Consider the following 22,715-nt stretch of genomic DNA (forward strand, 5'->3'; position numbering starts at 1 on the left):
AATTCCTTCTAAAACAATAAATAAAGGTTGCATCTTTTTAAACTATAAACCTATTTTATTATAGTATACAAAAAAACAAACACCTTACTTTTTATCAAAGATGTTTGTTTTCTATAATTTTCTTGGAAATTATTGAATTAATACTAAAATCATACCAATAATAGAACCCACAAATAAAGTTAAACTACTTAAAGAACTAATAGCAAAACCAATCATTCTCTTTTCAGCAGCTTGATAATATCCCACGGCGTATAAAATACGGCCAATAATCCAAAATCCTCCAATAGCTGATCCCCAAATAGGGTCAATATAAAAACAAAATAACCATAATAAAGGTAAGAAAAATACCATCTGTTCTAATGTATTTTGTTGAACCCTTAAAGCTCTTTCAAAGTTAGGATCACCTGTGGTTGCAGGAGGAAGTACCTTGTATTTCATCCTATTGCGACCCACATTTGCAGTAATAGCAAAATAGACTGCTAAGGCAATAACAGTTACTAAACTAGGATAGATTTCCATCTTATTTTAGTCATTACTTAATTTCTTATTATTTTACCATAGTTTTGCATTTCTTTAACTGATTATTTTAGCCAACGATTCACCATTGGTTGTAATTTAATTTCTACTAAGTAAGCAAGGGAAAAAATGAGTAATAATTTTAAAGTGTACTCTAAGCTTATATGAAGATTTAAACCATATTTATGTAAATGTAATTGAGCTAAAATAGGATAGTGTAAAATATAAATTCCATAAGAAATAGGAGAGATTATATAAAAAAATCCTAAAATAGAATCAAAATAACGTAACTTATTAACATACCAAATTAAACCAGCTAAGATGGCAAGAAAAGCACTAGCAAAATGTCTAAAATTTAGAAAAGGATAATAACCTAATCTAATCGTACTTATTGATATAACTGGGATAAAGCTAATGATTGACATTAAAAACAAACAAATAAGAATAGGTTTCATACTTCTAACAGTAAATCGTTGCTGTTTTAGGTAAATGTCCGCTGCTTCGACTCCACACCACCAAATAATGAAATACGCTAGATATAAAGCAATGGCATTAGGATAAATAATGTAAATTACGTAAGAGATAAAAGAAACAATAAAAACAAAATAAATACGGTTGTTTAATTGAAAAAGAATACTTTTGTAAAAAGGGAAAAACAATAGATAAAACCACCATTCATAGGATAAACTCCACAGAGGATAATTAGCTAAAAAAGGTCTAACTAAAATTCCTGGTTTAGCGGAAAAATCCTGTAACATTAATAAGTTACCTAGCAGTTCAGACCAAGAAAACTTTTGAATAAATTGCTGATTTAAAATAGCTAAAAATACAGATAAAAACAAGGCAACAATTAAAGGAAAGTAAATGCGCCGAAATCGCCTAATGAAATAATAATGAAAGGTGAGATCAGTTTTGGGATAGACAGACAGATAAATAACAAAACCACTGAGAAGAAAAAATAAAATGACTGCTTCTTGTCCAAAAGAAAAAAAGAGATTTTCTACTATTTCTGGCATAAAATCGGTCAAAGCAAATATATGATAAATTAGAACATAGAAAGCAGCAAAACCGCGAATATAATCTAATTTTTTAATATATTTTTTAGAGCTTGATATTTGATAAGTAACTGTCATCAATTCATCAAAGAGTTATCCCGAAAGACCTTAGTAAATAAAGATTTTTGTTAGGTGGACAAAGCCCACCCAACTTACAATTATGGGTTAATGTTAGAAGAAGGAATTTCCCCTTGAGAAATACGAGTATTAACAATGGTGGATTGTAAAATAGGGGTACTGGTAACAGAATCATTAGCCAAACTAAACAGTGGATTCGATAAAATCCCTGCTAAAGATGTGGCAATAACTGATAACACTAAACCCACCTGCAAAGGACGCATTCCTTGTAAATTCCAGCGAATTTCAGGGTAGTTTTTCACAGAATCAGACATTTCGTGAGGTTCTTTAACCACCATCATTTTAACCACACGAATGTAATAGTAAATCGAGACAACACTGGCCACTAAAGCTAATAATACCAGTCCGTAAAGTCCCGCTTGCCAACCAGCCCAGAAAAGATAAATTTTGCCAAAAAATCCAGCTAACGGAGGAATACCACCCAAAGACAATAAACACAGACTTAATCCTAACGTTAATAAAGGATCTTTTTGATAAAGTCCTGCATATTCACTAATTTGATCCGTTCCAGTGCGTAGAGAGAAAAGAATGACCCCACTAAACGCCCCCAAATTCATGAACAAATACACTAATAAGTAAAACACCATACTAGAGTATCCGGCATTGGTTCCGGCGGTTAAACCAATCATTACAAAGCCGGCTTGACCAATAGAAGAATAGGCTAACATCCGTTTCATACTGGTTTGGGCCAAAGCTACCACATTACCCAAAACCATACTCAAGATAGCCAAAGCAGTAAAGATCAAATGCCATTCATCCACAATAGACGAAAAAGCCGTCACCAATAAGCGAATAGCCAAAGCAAAACCGGCTGCTTTTGATCCCACCGAAAGAAACGCTACCACAGGAGTTGGAGAACCCTCATAAACATCCGGTGTCCATTGATGGAAAGGAACCGCCGAAATTTTAAAGGCAATACCTGCAATGACGAATACTAAGGCGATCGCCAGTCCCAAAGAAGAACTACTATCACTAGCTAAAATTTTGGTTGAAATCGTATCTAAGGTGGTTTCTCCCCCCGATAATCCGTATAATAGGGAACTACCATAGAGGAAAATAGCCGAACTCGAAGCCCCGATCAAGAGATATTTCAAGGCTGCTTCATTGGAACGAGGATCTCGCTTCATGTATCCTGTCATTAAATAGGATGAGATACTTAACATCTCCAACGAGACGAAAATCATCACCAACTCATTGGCCCCGGAGAGGAACATTCCCCCCAATGTAGCCGTTAACATGATAGCGATGAATTCCGCTAAAGAGGTGCCTGTTTGTTCTACGTAGCGGATCGACATTAAGATGGTAACCACAGTCGATAAGGCAATAATCCCTCGGAAGACAATACTTAAATTATCCCCATTAAATGCCCCGAGAAAGCCGATGGTTGAAGGGCTATCCCAAGCAGTATAAAGGGCAGCGATCGAAGCCAATAAACCCGCGATCGCCCCATAGGGTAGCCAGCTTCTGGCGTTACGTCCCCCAATGAGATCCCCGATGAGAACCACCATTAAGGTAATGATTACAATTCCTTCGGGTAGAATTGTTCCAGCGTTTAGTTGACTGGCAATGTTGCTAGAAAAGTCCATAAGTTAGTTAGTAACAAAGTTTTCGCAAAAAGACACCATTACATTAAGCATAAAAGACGGTATCGTTAATGTGATCAGATAATCGTCCTCTTGGATCATAAGGGACGCTGACCGATTCGGGCTAGTTTTTAAGATGGTGATCACACTATTCAACGTTAAACAATTTTGCTCAAGAACCTTAAATAATGATTGAATCAATCAAAAACTGTTACCTCTTGTCTTTTGCCCAGAGACTTAAAGATAGAAAAATATCTATTTAAGATTAACTCAAAATAATAAATAATCTATACTTATCAGCTTAATTAAAAATTTTTTATACTTGGCTAGATTAAACATAAGTTTTTTAAAAACAAAGATGCTAAACTGATTTATCAAGTTAACCAACCGACTCAGTTAACTAATTAAAAAGCTCAGATAATAACAGCTATCAAATTCACTTATTGAAGTGCTGTCTTTCTTTCAGGGATAAGCTTTTTTTATTTTTTATTAACTTTAATTATCACGATTTTGTCTGTCGAGATCATAGGCAGCAGGAGGCTTTTATGTCCAACTTTTCTCCCGTCACCCGTCGCAAGTTTTTACGTACTTCTGCTTTATCGGCTGCAGGTGCAATATTATTAAAAGGATGTGCAGGGAATCCTCCCGAACCTGGCGGTAATAACGCATCAAGCAGCCAACAGGCAGCAAATCTCAGCCCAGAGATGCAACCAGAAACCACAGCAATTAAATTGGGCTATATTCCTATTGTAGAGGCTGCAGCCTTGGTTGTCGCCAAGGAACAGGGATTTTTCGCTAAATATGGCATGACGGACGTAGAATTGTCCAAACAAGCTAACTGGGCTTCTGCTAGGGATAACGTTACCATTGGTTCTGAAGGTGGGGGTATTGATGGGGGACAGTGGCAAATGCCCATGCCTCACTTGATTACCGAGGGCATCATTACCAACGGGCGCAAAGTGCCTATGTATGTTTTAGCACAGTTAAATACCCAAGGAAATGGGATTGCTGTTGCACCTATCCATGAAGGGAAAGGAGTCACCTTAGACATATCTCAAGCAGCAGACTATATTAAAAGTTTCCCCTCCACTAACGGAAGAAAGTTCAAAGCTGCCCATACTTTTCCAAATGTTAACCAAGATTTCTGGATTCGTTACTGGTTTGCTGCTGGAGGTGTAGATCCTGATACTGACATTGATTTACTCGCTGTTCCTCCTGCTGAGACAGTACAAGGAATGCGTAATGGAACCATGGACGCATTCAGTACAGGTGATCCTTGGCCTTATCGAATTATTGCCGAAGATATTGGTTATATGGCCGGTTTAACCTCACAAATTTGGCAATTTCATCCTGAAGAATACTTGGCTATTCGTGCCGACTGGGTTGATAAAAATCCTAAAGCTACGAAAGCCTTATTAAAGGGATTAATGGAAGCACAACAATGGATTGATGAAAACAATAATCGAGCTACTGCAGTTAAGATATTAGCTGGAAGAAACTACTTTAATGTCCCTGTTGATATTTTAGATGCTCCCTACAAAGGTAACTACAAAATGGGAGATGGCAAAGCAGAAGTTAAGGATATAAATATGGGACCCTTATATTGGAAAGATGGCAAAGGTAACGTATCTTATCCTTACAAGAGTCACGATCTTTGGTTCTTAACTGAAACATTACGATGGGGTTTTCATAAAGATCAAATATCGGATCTTGATACGGCTCAAAAAATTATCGATAAGGTTAACCGCGAGGATATTTGGAGAGAAGCTGCTACAGAAGCTGGGTTTACAGCAGATATTCCTGCTAGTACCTCTAGAGGAGTTGAAACCTTCTTTGATGGGGTTACATTTGATCCTCAAAATCCACAAGCTTACCTAAATAGTCTTGCGATTAAACAAGTTTAATTGAGTCAAAAATTTTTATTTATAAATAGGAGACAAAAATAATGACTACTACAACTAGAATTCGTCAAAGCCAAAGAAAAAATAAAAATCAATTGTTAATATTTTGGGATAAAAACAAAGTAGAAATAATACCTCCCATCGTTGGAATATTAGGATTTTTGATAGTTTGGCAGTTTATTTCAATGACTGGTCTGATTAAATTACCCCCTCCCAGTAGTTTATGGACTGATGATCGAACCCGTACTTTATTAATGTATCCTTTTTACGATCGCGGTGGTTTAGATAAGGGGTTATTTTGGCAAACTCTAGCCAGTTTAGGACGGGTTGCTCAAGGGTATTCCTTAGCTGCAATTGTAGGTATTAGTGTGGGTATTTTAGTGGGGACTCAACCCTTAATTAATAAAGCCTTAGATCCTCTCTTTCAATTTTTAAGAATGGTTGCACCTTTAGCTTGGGTTCCTATTGCTTTGGTTGCCCTACAGCAAAACCAACCGGCTGCTATTTTCGTCATTTTTATCACTGCGGTGTGGCCAATTTTAATTAATACTACAGAAGGCGTAAAACAAATTCCTCAAGACTATATCAACGTGCAGCAAGTCTTACAATTATCTAACCGAAAATTCTTTTTCAAGATATTGCTTCCCTCTGCTTTACCTTACATTTTCACAGGATTAAGAATTGCGATCGGTTTAGCTTGGTTAGCCATTATTGCAGCAGAAATTGTTATGTCTGGTATTGTAGGTATTGGCTTCTTTATTTGGGATGCTTACCAACAAAACTATATCAGTGAAATTATCTTGGCAGTGGTGTACATCGGGGCAGTTGGACTATTACTTGATAGAGGTATTGCTTACTTACAAAAAGTGATTGCACCAGGGGAGTAAGTTGTTAGAAATTACTCAAAGTTTGCTAACACTGAGAGCAGGGGAGGAGGGAGTAGGGAGTAGGGAGTAGGGAGATAATTGACCGTTAATTATATCATTCCTCCTAAACTCTTATACTTCTGAACTCCTCACTAAAATATCTTTTCCTACTATTAACAACCGAGGTTAAAATCATGGGTGTTTTTGTTGCAGCCGATAGTATTGATAAAGTTTTTCCCTTAAGTGGTGGTGGGGAATATGTTGCCCTTAAAGGCATTGATTTAGAAATTAAAAAAGGAGAATTTATTTCTTTAATTGGTCACTCTGGTTGTGGTAAATCAACTCTATTAAATATGATCGCAGGTTTAGATTTACCCACAGAAGGCATTGTTACCCTAGAAGGGCAAAAAGTGAAAAAACCAGGGCCAGATAAAATGGTCATTTTCCAAAATTATTCTCTATTACCTTGGTTAACTGTCTATCAAAATATTGCCCTGGCCGTTGATGAAGTTATGGCCGGTTATCCAGCTAAAGAACGGAAAGAAATCATTGAAAAACACATTGATTTAGTAGGTTTACGCCATGCTGTTGATAAATATCCCAAACAATTATCAGGGGGAATGAAACAACGAGTTGCTATTGCTCGCGCCCTTTCTATTCGACCTAAACTATTATTACTTGATGAACCGTTTGGAGCATTAGATGCCTTAACTAGAGGCAATTTACAAGAACAATTAATGCGGATTTGTGAACAGTATCAAATCACTTCTGTTATGGTGACTCATGACGTAGATGAAGCTGTTTTGCTCTCAGATAGAATTGTCATGTTAACCAACGGACCAGGGTCAAATATTGGGGGTATTTTAGACGTAGATATTCCTCGACCCCGTAAACGTATGGAAGTCGTCAACCATCCCAGTTACTATAGTCTTCGTAGTGAGATTATTTACTTTTTGAACCAACAGAAACGGATCAAAAAATTGCGGGCTAAAAAGACAGATGCGATCGCCCGTCATGGCCTTGAAAAAGTTAACCTAGAAATAGGCTTTGTTCCCCTCACCGCTTGCGCCCCCTTAGTTGTCGCCCAAGAACGGGGATTCTTTGCTAAACATGGTCTAGATGAGGTGAATTTAGTCCGTGAAAGCAGTTGGCGAGGGGTTGTGGATGGGATCGCAGGGGGCTACTTAGACGGGGCGCAAATGCCCGCCGGAATGCCCACCTGGTTAACTGCCGGAGGACACCAAGATCAACCTTTACCTGTTGTTACTGCTTTAACCATGACTCGTAATGGCAACGGCATCACTTTGGCCCAGTCGTTTTATGAACAAGGGGTAACTAACGTCAACGAATTAAGACGAATGTTACTCGAATCCACCGAAAAACGCCATATTTTCGGCATGGTTCATCCTTCTTCTATGCACAACCTCTTATTACGTTATTGGTTCGCTGCTGGAGGCATCGATCCGGATCAGGATGTACAATTAGAAACCATTCCCCCAGCCCAAATGGTAGCGGATCTCAAAGCCGGAACAATTGACGGGTACTGTGTGGGGGAACCCTGGAATATTAGGGCTGCCACTGAAGGGGTAGGGTTTACTGTAGCCACAGATTTAGAAATTTGGCAGGGTCATCCGGGTAAAGTGTTAGGAGTCAGGGAAAATTGGGCTAATACCCATCCGAATAGTCATATTGCCCTGGTTAAAGCCATTTTAGAAGGGTGTCAATATTGCGCTGATCCGGCTAACCATGAAGAGATCCGTCAATTATTAGCCAGTCGTAAATACCTTAGTACCGACCCCGAATATATTCAGTTAGGAGACCCGAAAAACTATACCTGCAATGTGGAAAAATTGGTCGAATACGCTCATCATATGTTCTTTGGGGAAGGAATGAACCGACCTAGTCGGACCGAACATTTATGGATGATGACACAAATGGCTAGATGGGGTCATATTCCGTTTCCTCGTAACTGGGTGGAAATTTTAGAACGGGTGTGTCGGGTTAGTGTATTTAGTACCGCAGCCAGGGAGTTAGGAATGATTGATATTAAATACCGTCGGGAACCCATTAAGTTGTTTGATGGTATCACTTTTGATGCAGAAGATCCCGTTAATTATCTCAATGAATTAGCCATTAAACAGAACTTTACGATGGCAGAAGTTCATCTTGATGGGGTTAAAACTCCTGTTCCAGTTGCAGCTTAATCTTAGTAATTTCAATTATTGGTGGGCATTACCCACCCTAAATAATACGGAGAAAATTATGCACACGATCAAATCTAAAAATCCAAAAATCCTTAACCTAAAACCTCAACCATCTATGAATAATAATCTTTCGGTTGTTATTGAAAACGTCAGCAAAGTTTATCCCACTCCCAAAGGACCTTATACGGTTTTACAAGATGTTAATTTAACCGTTCAAGAAGGAGAATTTCTCTGTGTTATTGGCCATTCTGGTTGTGGAAAATCAACCCTTTTAAATATGGTGTCAGGGTTTGCTACACCCTCACAAGGATCGGTTTTAGTTAATGGTAAACCCGTCAAAAAACCAGGGCCTGATCGTATGGTGGTGTTCCAAAATTATGCCTTATTACCCTGGTTAACGGTGTTTGAAAACGTCTATTTAGCAGTGGATGCAGTGCATCCTAACAAACGAGAAGCCGAAAAACGATCCATTGTCCGAGATCACTTGGCCATGGTGGGTTTAACGGAAGCAGAGAACAAAAAACCGACCCAAATATCAGGAGGGATGAAACAACGGGTTTCTATCGCACGAGCTTTGGCTATTCGTCCCGAAGTGTTAATTTTAGATGAGCCTTTTGGTGCGTTAGATGCGATTACAAAAGAAGAATTACAAGAAGAATTGCTAAAAATTTGGAATGATCATCGTTGTACGGTGTTAATGATTACCCATGATATTGATGAGGCGTTATTCCTCGCTGATCGTCTTGTTATGATGACCAATGGACCGGCTGCTAATATTGGGGAAATCATGAATATTCCTTTTCCAAGACCAAGAGATCGCGATCGCATTATGGAAGATCCTCAATACTATGATCTTCGCAACTATGCTTTAGATTTCCTTTATAACAGATTTGCTCATGATGATGATGCAGCCTAATTAGTAATTTAAGTTTTATTTGCATGAGTTTAGGGTGCGTTTTTGACGCACCTTTTTTTACTTATTTTCAATTCTTTACTAATAAACCTGACTTCGGTGAGCAATTTTAATAACAATTACTTGAATGATCTGATCATCAATTTCATAAATAATACGATAGTCTCCGACGCGATAACGATAATATCCTTTTAACTCACCCTTAAGAAATTTAATATTAGGATGTTGGTAAGGCGTTTGTTCTAAAATATCAAAACTTTTTGCTATTTTTCTAGCCAATACTTTATCAGCATTAGCATAAAAAGCCTTGGCTTTTCTGGTTAAGACAACCTTATACATCAGTTCTAACGTCTCGCCAATCTGTCAATTCTCCCTGCTCAATATCTTGCTTAGCTAACTTAATATCGTCTAATAAATCAGGAATTTCCAACAATTCTGCGGTTGCTTCCTCTCTTTCTTTTTCTGCTAAATTAGACATGAATTCATAGACAAGTTCTAAGTTAGGTTCAGATAACTGATCCATATATTCACCAAGGGATTTTTTAAGATTTTTAACCTTTGACATAAACCAAGTTCATAAAATAAAAAGTATTTTAATATTATCATATTATACTTATAATGCTCAGAAGAGTATCTTGTAGATTGAGTTAAGAAATAAAACCAAACAAATTCTAGAAATTTTGTTTAGTGCGATCACATTATGGAAGATCCCCAATACTACGATCTTCGCAACTATGCTTTAGATTTCCTTTATAACAGATTTGCTCATGATGATGATGCAGCCTAATTAGTAATTTAAGCATTATTTGCATGAGTGAGGAAAACTTTTAAAAAAGCCAAGAACTTACCGTGAATCAGCGAGAAAAGAGTATTTAAGAATAGCTAAAAACCGTCGTCCAACGAAAAAAGAAAGAAGAGAGTGTCTCAAAAACCAACTGAGATATATTAAAAGGAATCTTCTCCATATAGAAAAGTTAAACTCACTTGGTGCTAAAGTAGACAATTTAAGTAAAAGAGAAAAAAATCTTCTAGAAACGGTGAATAAAGTTTATCAACAACGTTTGTGAAACCTCCACAAAACCCGATTGTTTCAGTTGCTTGATCACTTCTCTAGCTGTTAAACGAGGCGTTTTTGGCATAATTTACAGCTATCCTAAATAACAACTTCAACTGTATCAAACTTTTTGTCAGTGTTAACTAAATGCTCAGGAATCGGTTCTAAAAGCAACTGAATCGCTTCTTTTAGATTAGCTATAGCTTCTTCTTTAGTATCCCCACAAGAAGAAATATAATTTAATTCGGGACAAGTTGCCGAAAAAGCTTTTACTTCATCATCCCACTCTAAAACTGCTCTAATAATCATAGGTATTTTAAAATTAAACTATTAACAATTATCTTAACACTAGCATATTATAAATAGTCAAACATCCCTTATGATTAGGTATAATTAGGAAAAGATCGTCGATCAAAAATAAGCAATAAAGTGAATAGTTAATTATGAAAGTTCAATTAAAAAGTGCCTTAAACGATAGTCATATTGATGCTAATCAAAGCAACACTCAAAGACAAGTTGCCATATCCCTTTCTGCTGTTAGCGAAAGCAGCGATCGCACCTTACCCTTAAACCTAGGTTTAATTTTAGACCATAGTGGCTCCATGACGGGCAAACCGATAAAAACCGTCAAAGAAGCAGCTATACGTTTAGTCGAAAGTCTCGGATCTGGCGATCGCCTCTCAGTGGTGGCTTTCGATCATAAAGCAAAGGTTATTGTCCCGAACCAACCCATAGACGACATCAAAACCGTTAATCAACAGATCCAACGTCTCGAACCGGCTGGGGGAACCTGCATCGATGAAGGAATGAAACTGGGTATCAAAGAAGTCGCTTTAGGGAAAGATGATCGCGTTTCTCAAATCTTTTTACTCACCGATGGGGAAAACGAACACGGTGACAACGAACGCTGTTTAAAATTGGCTCAAGTGGCCGCAGAATACAATATTACTCTTAATACCCTAGGGTTTGGTAATCATTGGAATCAAGACGTTTTAGAAAGCATCGCTGATGCAGTGGGGGGAACTCTCTGTTACATTGAACAACCAGAACAAGCGATAACTGAGTTTATTCGTCTGTTTACCCGTATCCAGTCCGTGGGGTTAACTAATGCTTATCTCTGCTTAGAATTTGTTCCAGAAGTTCGCTTAGCCGACTTTAAACCCGTGGCTCAAGTAGAACCCGAAACCGTCGAATTAAACGCCCAACGAGAAGGAAACACCTATATTATTCGTTTGGGGGACTTAATGACCGATAATGCACGGGTAATTCTAGTTAACCTCTATTTGAGTCAATTAACCCCCGGAAATCATACTATCGGCACGGTACAAGTTCGTTACGATGATCCGTCCCTTTCTCAAACTGCTTTATTATCAGAGAAAATTCCCCTAACCGTAGAAGTTCAAGGGGTATATGAACCTAAAGTAGATAGTAACGTACAAAAATCTATCTTAACCTTAGCCAAATACCGTCAAACCCAATTAGCCGAAGCTAAACTCAATCAAGGCGATCGCCAAGGGGCAGCCACCCTCCTACAAACCGCAGCGAAAACCGCCCTACAATTAGGAGATAACAGCGCAGCCACCGTACTACAAAGCAACGCCACCCAGCTACAAGCAGGGGAAGAACTCACCGAAGCGCAACGCAAGAAAACTCGTATAGTGTCTAAGACTGTTTTGCAAAATGATCAACAGTGACCATTTAATTTATGACTTGTGAAAAAACAAGATTTTTTATGTATTATGTAGTATAATTGTAGTGCGTCATTGTTAAAGTAAAAATCTATGCCTTACGAACCTTTAAAAATTAGTACAGAAAAACCCGTATTATCCTGGGCTGATCATGATTTAGACTCAGCGGAAATGAAGATGGCTAAAAATGTGGCTTCTTTACCGTTTGTGTATAAGCACGTTGCTTTAATGCCGGATGTACATTTAGGAAAAGGGGCGTTAGTCGGTTCCGTTATTGCCACAGAAGACGCAGTTATTCCTGCTGCTGTGGGGGTAGATATTGGTTGTTTTACGGGAGATACTTTAATTCCTTTGGTAGATGGAAAATCTTACCCTATCCAACAACTAGCAGAAGAAAAACAAGCCATTTATATTTATGCTTGTACCCCAACTGGTCGTATTGTTGCTAGTGAAGCGATCGCCAGAAAAACTCGTAAAAATGCTCCTCTAATTAAGGTAATTCTTGATAATGGCGAAGAAATTAAATGCACTCCTGATCATCAATTTATGTTGAGAGATGGTAACTATATAGAAGCTTGTGGTCTTAAAGCAGGGACTTCCTTAATGCCTTTTTATTCTAAAACAGATAAAGATGGCTATACTTTAATTAAACAAAATTATTCAGAAAGATGGCAAAAAGTTAATGAAATTATTACTAAGTCTGGTATTAACAAAAAAAGTTTAAACTTGATCCAAACTAATACCATTAAAAGCACAAAAACGATCCATAACCATCGAAAATATCAACATGGTTATAATCATAAAGTAGTTTCAGTAATCCCTTTATCTGTTACAGAAGACGTTTATTGTTTGACTGTACCAGAATATAACAATTTTGCTCTCAGTGCAGGAGTGTTTGTTCATAATTGTGGGATGGCTGCCATTAAAACCCCTTATCAAGCTGATCAATTAGAAGGAAAATTAAAGCAAATTCGCTCAGAAATTGAAGCGACTATTCCCGTGGGGTTTGAACAAAACAAAGAAGGGGATAGAATGGTAACCAATTGGCAAAATTGGCGTAACTTCAAAGACTTACATAAAGGAGTCCAAAAGTTAGAATCAAAAGCCTTAAAACAAATGGGATCATTAGGCGGTGGTAATCATTTTATTGAGGTTTGTTTAGACACAGAAGACCAAATTTGGTTAATGTTACATTCCGGTTCTCGTCATATTGGAAATAAGTTAGCACAATGTCATATCGGTACAGCCAAAGAGTTAGCAAAGTTAGCTAGTCTTTCCTTACCTGATCCAGATTTAGCTTATTTTGTAGCAGGAACTGATGAATTTGCTGCTTATTGGCATGACTTACAATGGGCGCAAAATTATGCCCGTTTTAATCGAGATGTGATGATGCAACGGTTTAAACAAATCATTGATAAACATTTAGCAGGAGGTAAACCAAAAAAACCTTTATTATCAGTAAATTGTCATCATAATTATGCTGAAAAGGAGCTACATTTTGATAAAGAAGTGTATGTAACCCGTAAAGGTGCAGTGAGAGCAAGAGAAGAAGATTATGGTATTATTCCTGGTTCAATGGGAGCAAAATCTTACATTGTAAAAGGGAAAGGAAACCATGATAGTTATTGCTCTTGTTTTCCTGCAAAAACATTAATTTTGACAGAGAAAGGATTGATGAACATTGAAGATGTTTTTAACTCTTTAACAACTGTTAAATTGATTTCTTACGACCAAGAATCTCAAACATTTATCCCTAAAAAAATTATTGATAAAAGTGTCCGCAATGCCTTGGTTAATCAATACTCTCTATCTCAAACGAGAAGACGTTTAGAAAATACAATTTGCTGCACACCAAATCATCCTTTTGCTACTTACAAACGAGGTGAATTAGTTTATGATTCCATCGAAACAATTGCTAATAATCAGAGCGGGGTTATTGTTCCGACGCAAATCTCTTTACCTTCAAACTTAACTTTTGAAGAACAAGATTGCAATTTTTATTATCTGTTAGGAGTTATTTTATCTGATGGAACCATTCATCTCAATAAACGAGCAAATGCACCAGATATTAATCAACGGCCACGAGGAGGAAAATATTTACAGTCTTATGTCCGCATTTTCCAAGCAAATAAACCCGAAAAACAAGAGTTTATTAATCATGTAGAAACCTTACTAAAAATTTATAGCGACAAGGTTTCTGTAAGAATCAGTCCCCCACGAAAGAGTAATTTACAAGATCGAATAATTCAAGGAACAGGTTTGATTGAGTTAACTATTAGTGACTTAGATTTTGTGAATAGAGTTAACAATATTCTCCCTAACTTATCTAATATTTTGTTGACTAATCCTTGGTTAGCCTTGCAATTTTTAGCAGGTTATTTAGATGGAGATGGTAGTTATAACCGTCATACTATTTCTATCAGTATTGGTAAAAATAAGATGTTTTCTCCTTTAGTCTGTGCTTTTTTGAGTTTAGGAATTGCCTATAAAGTTTATCGAAATCGTGAGCATTATGTCATTGAATTTAGAGATAATACCATCATAAACAAATTACGTGAAATTTGTAAAAGATTACAGATTCAAGAGCCGCCAAAACGCTTTTATTCTGATAAGCTTTTATTAGGAAAAACCATGATAGGTGGTGAATCAAAATGTGAGAATCTCACCACAATGGCCAAACAAGAAAAAATGGTGAGTGTTCATAACTTTAAAGGAGAATCATTAGATAAAACCCTAACTATGAATCGAGTTTTTTCCATTGAAACAGTTGAAGAAACTGAAGTTTATAATTTTACTGTTGAAGACAACCATAACTATATTGTTTTCACTGAATTTTATACTCCCGTTTTAGTCCATAATTGTTCCCACGGGGCAGGGCGTTTAATGTCTCGAACTCAAGCTAAAAAACAATTTACCCTTGATGATTTAATTACCCAAACTGAAGGGGTAGAATGTCGCAAAGATCGAGGAGTTTTAGATGAAATTCCTGGCGCATATAAACCCATTGAAAAAGTCATTAATCAACAATCTGATTTAGTGGAAGTTGTAGCGACTTTGAAGCAGGTGTTATGTGTCAAAGGGTAATGCTAATACTAAAGTAAGGTGGGCAATGCCCACCTTACTTTAAAAAAGGTTAAAAGAAATCAGGTAAACTAGGACTAGGTAAGGTAAAAACTTGCTCTAAACTATCTAAATTGTTGTCATTTGCTTTTAATTTTCCACAATAATGTAATTGTTTAGCGGTTAAAAATCCTGTGTATAAAGACGCTAAACTTTGAATATTTAGTGTAATATCTGCTATTTCTGATTTGATTACTTTTCCTTTTCCTTCTGATATTTGTAGTTTAAAGTTAGAACAATTTTGAGAAATCAAACTATCTTCAATAGCAAAACTTAATTCTGTTTCTATTTGACTAGGATAAGGGCGCATTTCTAACGCTTTGATCACATCAATAATTCTAGTAAACCAAATATCTTGATTAATAATTTTTCCAATTTGTTCGGGTAATAATAGCATTTTGTAGTCATAAAATGACCCTTTCCACTGACATTTACCAACTTGAGAACGATGATCACTAATTAAAGTCCATAACCGTTGCATTGCTAAAGAATTTAAAGCAACCCAATCTTTAACTTTTAAACAAACTTGACCATTAATTGTAACTTGCTGATAAATCAAATAACCTTGTCGATTATCTTTTTCTCCAATCAAATAAGCATAAATTTTTCCTTCCTCACTATTGAAAATATTTTTCCAAATGGATAAAGAACGGTCTAGATAACCATTATTTCGTTTAGCTTGTTCTTGATACAATTCCTGAAAATCATCAGGTACAAATTTTTCTATTTTTTCGATAGGTAGAACACGATTATTAACCGAAAGATTACTCAAAGGAATTTCCCATTGACAATGAATACCACCTTGTTCATAACCCACTCCACGATATAATTTTTGAGTTGCAGGATACAAAGTAGAAAGGGGAATATTTTTGTCATAAAGTTCTTTAATTAGTTCACTCATTAGAGTCGTTGCTGCTTTTTTCCCTCGATATTCTGGGGCAATTCCCACCGCAGCAATACCAGCCATCTGAATAGATTGACCGCCAAAATATTGACCCATTAAATAAATGGCTAATCCTCCGATTACTGTTTTACCTTGACAAAGGATACGGAAGTTATCCACCCCAATACTTTCATGATATTTTTCCCATTGATCTTCTGGAAAACCGGTAAAACATTGACCGAGAATTGCTCCTAATTCTTTAGCTTCTTGAGGAGTTTCTAGGGATTTATAAGTAAAGTTAGTATTCATTGTTTAATCAAAATTTTATTTTTTCTAGGTACTTAATTAAGTTATTGTAGTAGCTAATACTGATTAACCTGTACAAAATCCCCTTTAAATCACTGCTACATTGGCAGGGACAAAAGCATTCTCAGAAGATGAAGAATCACTTATTTGAACAAAAGATTGAGACATAACACTAACTCCTACTGGTTCAATGCGTATGGCATCAGCAATCACATAACCATTAGCATTATCAGATAAATCAACCATTAAACTATCATCTGTCACCTGAACTTCTCCTAACGCTTCCCAAGCAGTACCACCATCAATAAGGTCATCAGGGTCTATTTTTTGATTCATATCTACCCCTAAAAGTGTATCACCTTGTCCATTTTTCACCGTAAAGGGTGCATCACTCGCGCGGTTAGAATGTTGAGTCCAAGTTGCATATACTTTGTAGTTTCCTGATATTAAATCATCAAACAGCCAAGTTGCTTTATCTACACCGGTTCCCAGCGCACTAAAACGGACATTACCCCCAAAACCTTGACTTCTCTTACCAAAAATAATTTCTCGGATATACCTGATTTCAGAAGTTTGATTGCTAAAAGTTCTTTTAAATTTGCACCAAGAAAGTAATCAAAGAAGTTTTCCCCAATGCTTTGATAGTAATTGATAGATTTCATGCTATGAAATTAGTTAATAAAGCTCTGAATACTATCCGTCTTTTACTAGGATTTAAAGGCTTAAAGAATCGCTGTTTACTTCTCAAAAACGGCGTGGATTTAACTCTAGAAGAAAAAAACGAACTTCTCCACCTTTTTTATCAGTCTCCTTGCTTAGGAATAGCGTATGAATTAAAAGAAGAGTTTAGAGAAATATATGAAACCAGTAAAACGGTGAAAATGGGCTTGAGAAGATTTAAAAAATGGTTGATTTATGCTCGTATCATGCTAGGTCAAGTGGCTAATACTATCAACAAATATATACAAGAAATTTGTCATTATTTTGTTAGTCGAACTACCAGTGGTGTTATGGAAGGATTAAATAATAAAATAAAACTAATTCTTCGTCAAAGTTATGGGTTTAAAGATTTCAATACTATGAGAGAAAAACTGTTAACTTGCTTGTTTTAATAAGCCGTACTTATCACCACAGGTACGATTGCCATGACATCAAAACCAGGAAGGACTTAAAACACATCAAGTCTTATAAGAGCCAGAAAGTATGGAATAAAACCCAGAAAGAATTCAATTCTCATTTTGAACGGTCTAAATGGGAATGGACGAATGGCTTACCTACACTGGTCAACGGTACTCATAACAAAAGCCTATTTACAGAGGAGCCGGATGATGCGAAGAGTGTCAAGTACGGTTCTTAGGGGAGGGAGATACGGCGACGTATGCTCTCTTACCCGACAATCGCACGCACGGTTCTGAAGACGAGTCGGGCTGGTGACAGCCTAGCTTAGTTTAACTATTATAATGATGGCCAATTATTTCAGCTAGAGGAAAACCATGATAGTCAATTTCCGCAATCCTACCACAGTGTAACAATTTATGATACTTCTGGAATGTATCGAGATAATCACAAACAAATTTTAAAGGCTTTAAGACTTCAAAATATAGCCTATAAATTTTTTAAAAATATAGATAATATTGATGACAACCCTGATGACGTTAAAGTTTTTCGACAAGAATTTTATGATGAACGAAGCTATACTGGTTATGAACCTAAACCTAGACATTAAACTCCAAAAAAATATCTATCAAAAATCGGTTTTTTCTATTTTTACTCTATATCAATACCAGAAAAGAATATAACATCAATCTAAGGTGGGCATTGTCCACCCTACTCTGTACTTGTTTTGAATAACTAAATACAAAGATTTGTTAAGCTATAAGGAATCAGGGAATATTACAACCACAACAAACTGTATGGTTATTAAAAAGCGCATTCAAGCTGCATTAATATTAGCCAGTATTTTAATGTTAGGGTCAGTTGGCTGTAAATTTGTCTCTGATAGCGAGGCAAAAGAAGAAGAAACCGTCAATTTTGAAGAAAGAATACCATCCGTTGATGTGGCGATCGCCCGTACCGACTCTATCCGTGATGCCATTGAATATATTGGAACCACCCAACCCGTGCAAACTGTTGCCTTGCGATCGCAAGTAGAAGGACAGTTATTAAGGTTAACTGTAGATGTAGGCGATCGCGTTACTCAAGGGCAATTGTTAGCCCAGTTAGATGATAGTTTATTACAAGCACAAGTAGGTAAAGCAGAAGCAGAGTTAGCAACCTTGAATTCTGAGGTAATCAGCGCCCAAGGAGAGGTTAAATCAGCTATTTCTGCGGTAGCGTCGGCAAAAGTTCAATTAGAACAAGCGAAAAACGACGTAGATCGATTACAAGAATTATATGAAGAAGGGGCGATCGCTTTACGAGAAGTCGAGTTAGCTCGTACAGCCTATCTTACCGCACAGCAAACCCTATCATCGGCACGATCTGAGGTTAGTGTACGTCAGTCTGCCGTAGAAGCAGCAAAAGGGCGCGTTATTGCCCAACAATCCTTAATTCAACAAGAACAAGAAAGATTATCCTATACTCGTCTTAATTCTCCCATCACTGGCTATGTGTTGCAACGGGTGATAGAAACGGGAAATTTAGTACAACCGGGTAGTGAAATTCTGCGTTTAGGGGACTTTAGTCAGGTTAAGGTGGTGGTTCCCGTTTCCGAGTTGGATTTAGCTAATATTCGCTCTGGTCAGTCGGTAAGGGTGCGTTTAGATGCGTTTCCCCGTGATAGTTTCGTAGGACGAGTGAGTAATATTTCCCCTGCAGCCGATCCCACCAGTCGGCAGGTTCCTATTGAGGTTATTTTAGCTAATCCTGAGCAGAAAATCAGCAGTGGATTGTTAGCAAGGGTTAGTTTTGGTCAAACAGGTTCCCAACCAGTTATTATTCCTGAAACTGCTTTACAAACGTCTGGAAATGCAACAACAGGAGAAAGAGGAACGGTATTTGTAGTCAGAGGAGACAAGAAGAATGCAATGGTGACAGAGAGAATGGTGAGGTTAGGGGAACGAATTGATGGCCAGGTGGAGGTTTTAGGGGGTTTGCGTCCAGGGGAACGCTATGTATCTAGGAGTAGTGATGCTTTGAAGGATAATCAGTCTGTGAAATTAAGTATTTTATCTGATTAATCAGGTAAGATAAAGTCATTAAAAAAAAAGATGAATATCTTAGCTATTTTTCCTCTAATCACATTATTATTACTTTTCTTCCTTTGGTATAAGCCAGATATAGATTGGCGTATATCTTATTTATCGGCTGTTATAACTATAAGTAGTCTAATCGCTCTTTCTAGCGAAATTTTAAGCTTAATTAATGGGATTAATTATCCAATGATTATAAGTTTTTGGATAATGACTAATCTCATCTTGGGGGCATCTTGCTATCGCAAAATATCTAAAAAACAGCCAGTCTTTCCTCCTTTAAACTTTCCAAGAATCACAAAGCTTTCTTGGCTTCTTTTAGGAGGAATTTTGGTGATTATTATATTAGTAGGATTGATTGGTATTATCGCCCCACCTAATAACTGGGACTCCATGACATATCATATGTCAAGAGTAATGCACTGGATACAAAACCAAAATCTTGCTCATTATCCAACCTATTATTCTGCTCAATTAGTTCATCCTCCTTTAGCAGAAATTGGCATTATGCACTTACAAATTTTAAGTGGCAGCGATCGCTTTGCTAATTTAATACAGTGGTTTGCGATGGTGAGTAGTATTATTGGTGTTTCTTTAATTGCAAAACAATTAGGAGCAAAACAAGAAGGACAATTATTAGCATCAGTATTTTGTGCAACTTTACCTATGGGAATTTTACAAGGTTCTAGCACTCAAAATGATTATGTTGTTGCCTTATTTATTGTTTGTTTAGCCTATTATACTTTAGCTCTAGTTTCTCATAAAGTTATTTATTGGTCAGTTATTTTTGCGATTGGAGCTAGTTTTGGACTTGCTTTATTGACTAAGAGTTCGGCCTATTTTTTGAGTTTTCCATTTCTTGTCTGGTCAAGTCTGTGGTTATGGAAGAAAAAAAAATGGAAATTTCATCAATATCTATTGGTAATTTTTTTAATAGGATTATTATTTAATATTGCCCATTATTCAAGAAATTTTGAAGTTTTTAATTCTCCTATTTCTGCAGCCGATTATCGAGAAGAAAATCAAAATGAGATTTATAGTTTACCAACCTTAATTTCAACAGTTATTAGACAATTAAGTTTTCATAGTGATATTATTCGATACTTGCATTTAGAGGGATTTCTCACCCCCATAACCGGCAAAGTTGAAAAACTTATTTATCTGATTCATCAACACATACTAAACCTTGATCCTAGCGATCCTCGAATCACTATGCCAGGTTATACTTTTAGAGTACCTGGGGTTTCTTTCAATGAAGATGTAGCAGTTAATCCCTTGCATTTGATGTTGATTTTTTTTGCTATTTTCGCTTTCATTTTCAATAAAAAACTACGAGTTAATAAAATAAGTTTAACCTATTTAGTTGTTTTAATGAGTTCTTTTCTGCTGTTTAGTCTTCTTTTGAAAGTTCAACCCTATTCGGTTCGTCATCATCTTCCATTTTTTATTCTTTTTTCGCCAGTTGTTGGCTTATGTTATTCTCAAATTATCAAACCAATCCCATTAAAAATATTAGCTTTTATTTTGATTGTTACTTGTCTTCCTTGGTTATTTAATAATAACCTTCGTTCTCTTGTGGGAGAAAAAAGTATTTTAACAATGCCTAGAAATGATATTTATTTTATAGCCAGACAACAAATTAAAGAGCCTTATAATGAGATAGCACAGATAATTAATCAACAAGAATGTTCCAATATTGGACTCTCTTTAGGATGGGATACAAAATATACTGGAAAAATCTGGGAATACCCACTGTGGGTTTTAATTACACAGGGAAACTCTCAAAAAGATTATCACTTTTCTCATGTGGTTAGTCCCGACAATTACTCTGCTAAATTAATGAATCAAGCTCCTCATAATCAGTTTAATTATTGTGCATTGATTGCCATAAGATCAAGTAAAGATGAACCGATTAAAGAAATGAAGTTAGAGAACCAATTATTTATTGAAAATTGGTCAAACTCCTCAGTTAAATTACTTTTGCCCAAAAATTAGGGTGGTAAGCTAACTAAAAATCAGATCAAAAATAACTTTTTTAGCGATAACTCTCTCCCCAATGGGCAATTACTCGATACAATCAAACTTGAAATTCTATACTTAACTGAGAGACTCTGTGGATAGTGCTAAATATTACTTCTGAATCCCCTAAATACTCCTTTATTATCCCTATCTATAATGAAGAAGAAACCATTCCCCAACTCTACCGTCGCATCAGCAAGATTATAGACGATCTTGATGATCAAACAGAATTAATTTTAGTCAACGATGGCAGTAAGGATAGTTCTCTGAAAATGATACGAGAACTACACCAACAAGATTCCAGGGTGTGTTATCTTAGTTTTGCTCGTAATTTTGGACATCAAACTGCCGTAACTGCTGGACTTAATTTCGCTAGGGATCAAGTGATAATCATTCTTGATGCTGATTTGCAAGATCCACCTGAGTTAATCCCTGAGATGATTGACTCATGGAAACAGGGTTACCAAGTTGTCTATGCTCAACGGATTAAACGAAAACAAGAAGGTTGGTTTAAACGATTTAGTGCTTATTTATTTTACCGTCTTCTTAAAAGATTGGCTGATGTTAATATTCCGTCGGATACAGGAGATTTTTGTTTAATGGATCGGCAGGTGGTAGATTGTCTTAATGCCATGCCAGAAAGAAATCGTTATATTAGAGGTCTAAGAGCTTGGATTGGTTTTCGGCAAACTGCTGTCAAATTTGAGCGAGATCCTCGCTTTGCTGGAGAAGTGAAATACACTTTCCATAAGTCTTTTTCTTTGGTATTGAATAGTTTAATTTCGTTTTCAAGGGTTCCTTTAAGATTATCCAGTTATTTAGGCTTACTTTCTGCTTTATTTGCCTTAATAATGGCATTTTTGGTACTTTACTGGCGATTACATGATCCAGAATCTACCCTGACAGGATTTGCTACGATTATGATTGCTATTTTCTTTCTCGGATCTGTGCAACTTGTGTGTCTTGGTATTTTAGGAGAATACATTGGACGTATTTACGAAGAAGTTAAAGGAAGACCCCTTTATACCTTAGCTGAAGTTGGAGGCTTTCAGTCACCAAGTAAGCGTTAAGTAAGTAGGTAAAATTCATATCCTCCTCGCACTAAAAGATGCGGGAGTTATTTAAAATAGACTTAATTGTACCGTTTTGAAGTTAGTTAAACCCTTAACTTAAAATGTTTGTCTCCCTATAATCTTAAGGATTACAATAATTACAATACATTGGATCAGCATATTTGACGTTATTAGGAAAATCCTTAGTTTCTTGATGATTACATTT

18 protein-coding genes and 3 pseudogenes are annotated in these 22,715 nt (G+C 36.5%); 12 read left to right on the forward strand and 9 right to left on the reverse strand.

The window, feature by feature from the left end:
• Positions 1-129 precede the first annotated feature (129 nt).
• From CY0110_RS24090 to CY0110_RS24100, 3 genes are all read right to left on the reverse strand, one after another.
• Positions 130-519, reverse strand: coding sequence for an MAPEG family protein (locus tag CY0110_RS24090; protein ID WP_008278217.1), 390 nt, complete (start codon positions 517-519; stop codon positions 130-132).
• 62 nt (positions 520-581) lie between these two features.
• Complete coding sequence (locus tag CY0110_RS24095; protein WP_008278218.1) at positions 582-1,649, reverse strand: acyltransferase family protein; 1,068 nt, start codon at positions 1,647-1,649, stop codon at positions 582-584.
• Between the two features lie 80 nt (positions 1,650-1,729).
• A complete protein-coding gene (locus CY0110_RS24100) occupies positions 1,730-3,295 on the reverse strand; it encodes an NAD(P)H-quinone oxidoreductase subunit N (RefSeq protein ID WP_008278219.1) in 1,566 nt (521 codons plus the stop codon).
• A 542-nt stretch (positions 3,296-3,837) separates the two neighbouring features.
• Between CY0110_RS24100 and CY0110_RS24105 the strand changes: the two genes are divergently transcribed.
• The 4 genes from CY0110_RS24105 (at position 3,838) to CY0110_RS24120 (ending at position 9,179) form a co-directional block, all read left to right on the forward strand.
• Positions 3,838-5,196 carry a CmpA/NrtA family ABC transporter substrate-binding protein gene (locus CY0110_RS24105; RefSeq protein WP_008278220.1) on the forward strand — a complete coding sequence of 453 codons (1,359 nt, stop codon included), beginning with the start codon at positions 3,838-3,840 and terminating at the stop codon, positions 5,194-5,196.
• A 41-nt stretch (positions 5,197-5,237) separates the two neighbouring features.
• Positions 5,238-6,080 carry a nitrate ABC transporter permease gene (ntrB, locus tag CY0110_RS24110; protein ID WP_008278221.1) on the forward strand — a complete coding sequence of 281 codons (843 nt, stop codon included), beginning with the start codon at positions 5,238-5,240 and terminating at the stop codon, positions 6,078-6,080.
• Between the two features lie 173 nt (positions 6,081-6,253).
• Complete coding sequence (locus tag CY0110_RS24115) at positions 6,254-8,263, forward strand: ABC transporter ATP-binding/substrate-binding protein (RefSeq protein WP_008278222.1); 2,010 nt, start codon at positions 6,254-6,256, stop codon at positions 8,261-8,263.
• Between the two features lie 115 nt (positions 8,264-8,378).
• Positions 8,379-9,179: a nitrate ABC transporter ATP-binding protein gene (locus CY0110_RS24120; RefSeq protein WP_232285804.1), complete on the forward strand. Its 801-nt coding sequence runs from the start codon at positions 8,379-8,381 to the stop codon at positions 9,177-9,179.
• A gap of 78 nt (positions 9,180-9,257) precedes the next feature.
• Here the strand turns inward: CY0110_RS24120 and CY0110_RS24125 are convergent, their stop codons facing one another.
• Positions 9,258-9,515, reverse strand: coding sequence for a type II toxin-antitoxin system RelE family toxin (locus CY0110_RS24125; RefSeq protein ID WP_008278224.1), 258 nt, complete (start codon positions 9,513-9,515; stop codon positions 9,258-9,260).
• A complete protein-coding gene (locus tag CY0110_RS24130; protein ID WP_008278225.1) occupies positions 9,508-9,741 on the reverse strand; it encodes a hypothetical protein in 234 nt (77 codons plus the stop codon). The genes CY0110_RS24125 and CY0110_RS24130 overlap by 8 nt, the downstream gene beginning before the upstream one ends.
• 126 nt (positions 9,742-9,867) lie before the next feature.
• Between CY0110_RS24130 and CY0110_RS30150 the strand changes: the two are divergent.
• Positions 9,868-9,963, forward strand: a pseudogene (locus CY0110_RS30150) (bacitracin ABC transporter ATP-binding protein); the annotation flags it as partial.
• 34 nt (positions 9,964-9,997) lie between these two features.
• A pseudogene (locus CY0110_RS31185) lies at positions 9,998-10,237 on the forward strand (IS5/IS1182 family transposase); the annotation flags it as partial.
• Between the two features lie 92 nt (positions 10,238-10,329).
• Here CY0110_RS31185 and CY0110_RS24135 read toward each other — a convergent pair.
• Positions 10,330-10,539, reverse strand: a complete 210-nt coding sequence (locus CY0110_RS24135) for a type II toxin-antitoxin system HicB family antitoxin (RefSeq protein ID WP_008278227.1) — start codon at positions 10,537-10,539, stop codon at positions 10,330-10,332.
• Between the two features lie 134 nt (positions 10,540-10,673).
• On the opposite strand from CY0110_RS24135, the gene CY0110_RS24140 reads away from it, so the two are divergent.
• The gene (locus tag CY0110_RS24140) at positions 10,674-11,924 is read left to right on the forward strand and encodes a vWA domain-containing protein (RefSeq protein ID WP_008278228.1); all 1,251 of its coding nucleotides are present in this window, start codon (positions 10,674-10,676) and stop codon (positions 11,922-11,924) included.
• A gap of 87 nt (positions 11,925-12,011) precedes the next feature.
• On the forward strand, positions 12,012-15,002 hold the full coding sequence (locus CY0110_RS24145; RefSeq protein WP_008278229.1) for an RtcB family protein: 2,991 nt from the start codon (positions 12,012-12,014) through the stop codon (positions 15,000-15,002).
• 49 nt (positions 15,003-15,051) lie between these two features.
• On the opposite strand, the gene CY0110_RS24150 is transcribed toward CY0110_RS24145, so the two are convergent.
• Together CY0110_RS24150 and CY0110_RS31730 are read right to left on the reverse strand one after the other, a co-directional pair.
• On the reverse strand, positions 15,052-16,230 hold the full coding sequence (locus tag CY0110_RS24150) for a GNAT family N-acetyltransferase (protein ID WP_008278231.1): 1,179 nt from the start codon (positions 16,228-16,230) through the stop codon (positions 15,052-15,054).
• A gap of 84 nt (positions 16,231-16,314) precedes the next feature.
• Entirely contained in the window at positions 16,315-16,782 is a 468-nt protein-coding gene (locus CY0110_RS31730) for a golvesin C-terminal-like domain-containing protein (RefSeq protein ID WP_456297543.1), read from the reverse strand.
• Between the two features lie 50 nt (positions 16,783-16,832).
• Between CY0110_RS31730 and CY0110_RS24165 the strand changes: the two are divergent.
• The 4 genes and pseudogenes from CY0110_RS24165 to CY0110_RS24185 form a co-directional block, all read left to right on the forward strand.
• Positions 16,833-17,339, forward strand: a pseudogene (locus CY0110_RS24165) (ISL3 family transposase); the annotation flags it as partial.
• Positions 17,340-18,140: 801 nt separating this feature from the next.
• Positions 18,141-19,406, forward strand: coding sequence for an efflux RND transporter periplasmic adaptor subunit (locus CY0110_RS24175; protein ID WP_008278237.1), 1,266 nt, complete (start codon positions 18,141-18,143; stop codon positions 19,404-19,406).
• Between the two features lie 222 nt (positions 19,407-19,628).
• Positions 19,629-21,413, forward strand: a complete 1,785-nt coding sequence (locus tag CY0110_RS24180) for an ArnT family glycosyltransferase (protein WP_232285803.1) — start codon at positions 19,629-19,631, stop codon at positions 21,411-21,413.
• Positions 21,414-21,538: 125 nt separating this feature from the next.
• Entirely contained in the window at positions 21,539-22,507 is a 969-nt protein-coding gene (locus CY0110_RS24185; RefSeq protein ID WP_008278239.1) for a glycosyltransferase family 2 protein, read from the forward strand.
• A gap of 124 nt (positions 22,508-22,631) precedes the next feature.
• On the opposite strand, the gene CY0110_RS31580 is transcribed toward CY0110_RS24185, so the two are convergent.
• The coding region (locus CY0110_RS31580; RefSeq protein ID WP_332306413.1) for a DUF6671 family protein at positions 22,632-22,715 on the reverse strand (84 nt) is incomplete at its 5' end.

This window comes from Crocosphaera chwakensis CCY0110, from assembly GCF_000169335.1.
GTDB lineage: Bacteria > Cyanobacteriota > Cyanobacteriia > Cyanobacteriales > Microcystaceae > Crocosphaera > Crocosphaera chwakensis.

What these genes read in the sequence shown, in the direction of transcription:
- CY0110_RS24090 (WP_008278217.1), bottom strand. Translation starts at nt 519, where the DNA reads ATGGAAATCTATCCTAGTTTAGTAACTGTTATTGCCTTAGCAGTCTAT.
- CY0110_RS24095 (WP_008278218.1), bottom strand. Translation starts at nt 1,649, where the DNA reads ATGACAGTTACTTATCAAATATCAAGCTCTAAAAAATATATTAAAAAA.
- CY0110_RS24100 (WP_008278219.1), bottom strand. Translation starts at nt 3,295, where the DNA reads ATGGACTTTTCTAGCAACATTGCCAGTCAACTAAACGCTGGAACAATT.
- CY0110_RS24105 (WP_008278220.1), top strand. Translation starts at nt 3,838, where the DNA reads ATGTCCAACTTTTCTCCCGTCACCCGTCGCAAGTTTTTACGTACTTCT.
- ntrB (WP_008278221.1), top strand. Translation starts at nt 5,238, where the DNA reads ATGACTACTACAACTAGAATTCGTCAAAGCCAAAGAAAAAATAAAAAT.
- CY0110_RS24115 (WP_008278222.1), top strand. Translation starts at nt 6,254, where the DNA reads ATGGGTGTTTTTGTTGCAGCCGATAGTATTGATAAAGTTTTTCCCTTA.
- CY0110_RS24120 (WP_232285804.1), top strand. Translation starts at nt 8,379, where the DNA reads ATGAATAATAATCTTTCGGTTGTTATTGAAAACGTCAGCAAAGTTTAT.
- CY0110_RS24125 (WP_008278224.1), bottom strand. Translation starts at nt 9,515, where the DNA reads ATGTATAAGGTTGTCTTAACCAGAAAAGCCAAGGCTTTTTATGCTAAT.
- CY0110_RS24130 (WP_008278225.1), bottom strand. Translation starts at nt 9,741, where the DNA reads ATGTCAAAGGTTAAAAATCTTAAAAAATCCCTTGGTGAATATATGGAT.
- CY0110_RS24135 (WP_008278227.1), bottom strand. Translation starts at nt 10,539, where the DNA reads ATGATTATTAGAGCAGTTTTAGAGTGGGATGATGAAGTAAAAGCTTTT.
- CY0110_RS24140 (WP_008278228.1), top strand. Translation starts at nt 10,674, where the DNA reads ATGAAAGTTCAATTAAAAAGTGCCTTAAACGATAGTCATATTGATGCT.
- CY0110_RS24145 (WP_008278229.1), top strand. Translation starts at nt 12,012, where the DNA reads ATGCCTTACGAACCTTTAAAAATTAGTACAGAAAAACCCGTATTATCC.
- CY0110_RS24150 (WP_008278231.1), bottom strand. Translation starts at nt 16,230, where the DNA reads ATGAATACTAACTTTACTTATAAATCCCTAGAAACTCCTCAAGAAGCT.
- CY0110_RS24175 (WP_008278237.1), top strand. Translation starts at nt 18,141, where the DNA reads ATGGTTATTAAAAAGCGCATTCAAGCTGCATTAATATTAGCCAGTATT.
- CY0110_RS24180 (WP_232285803.1), top strand. Translation starts at nt 19,629, where the DNA reads ATGACTAATCTCATCTTGGGGGCATCTTGCTATCGCAAAATATCTAAA.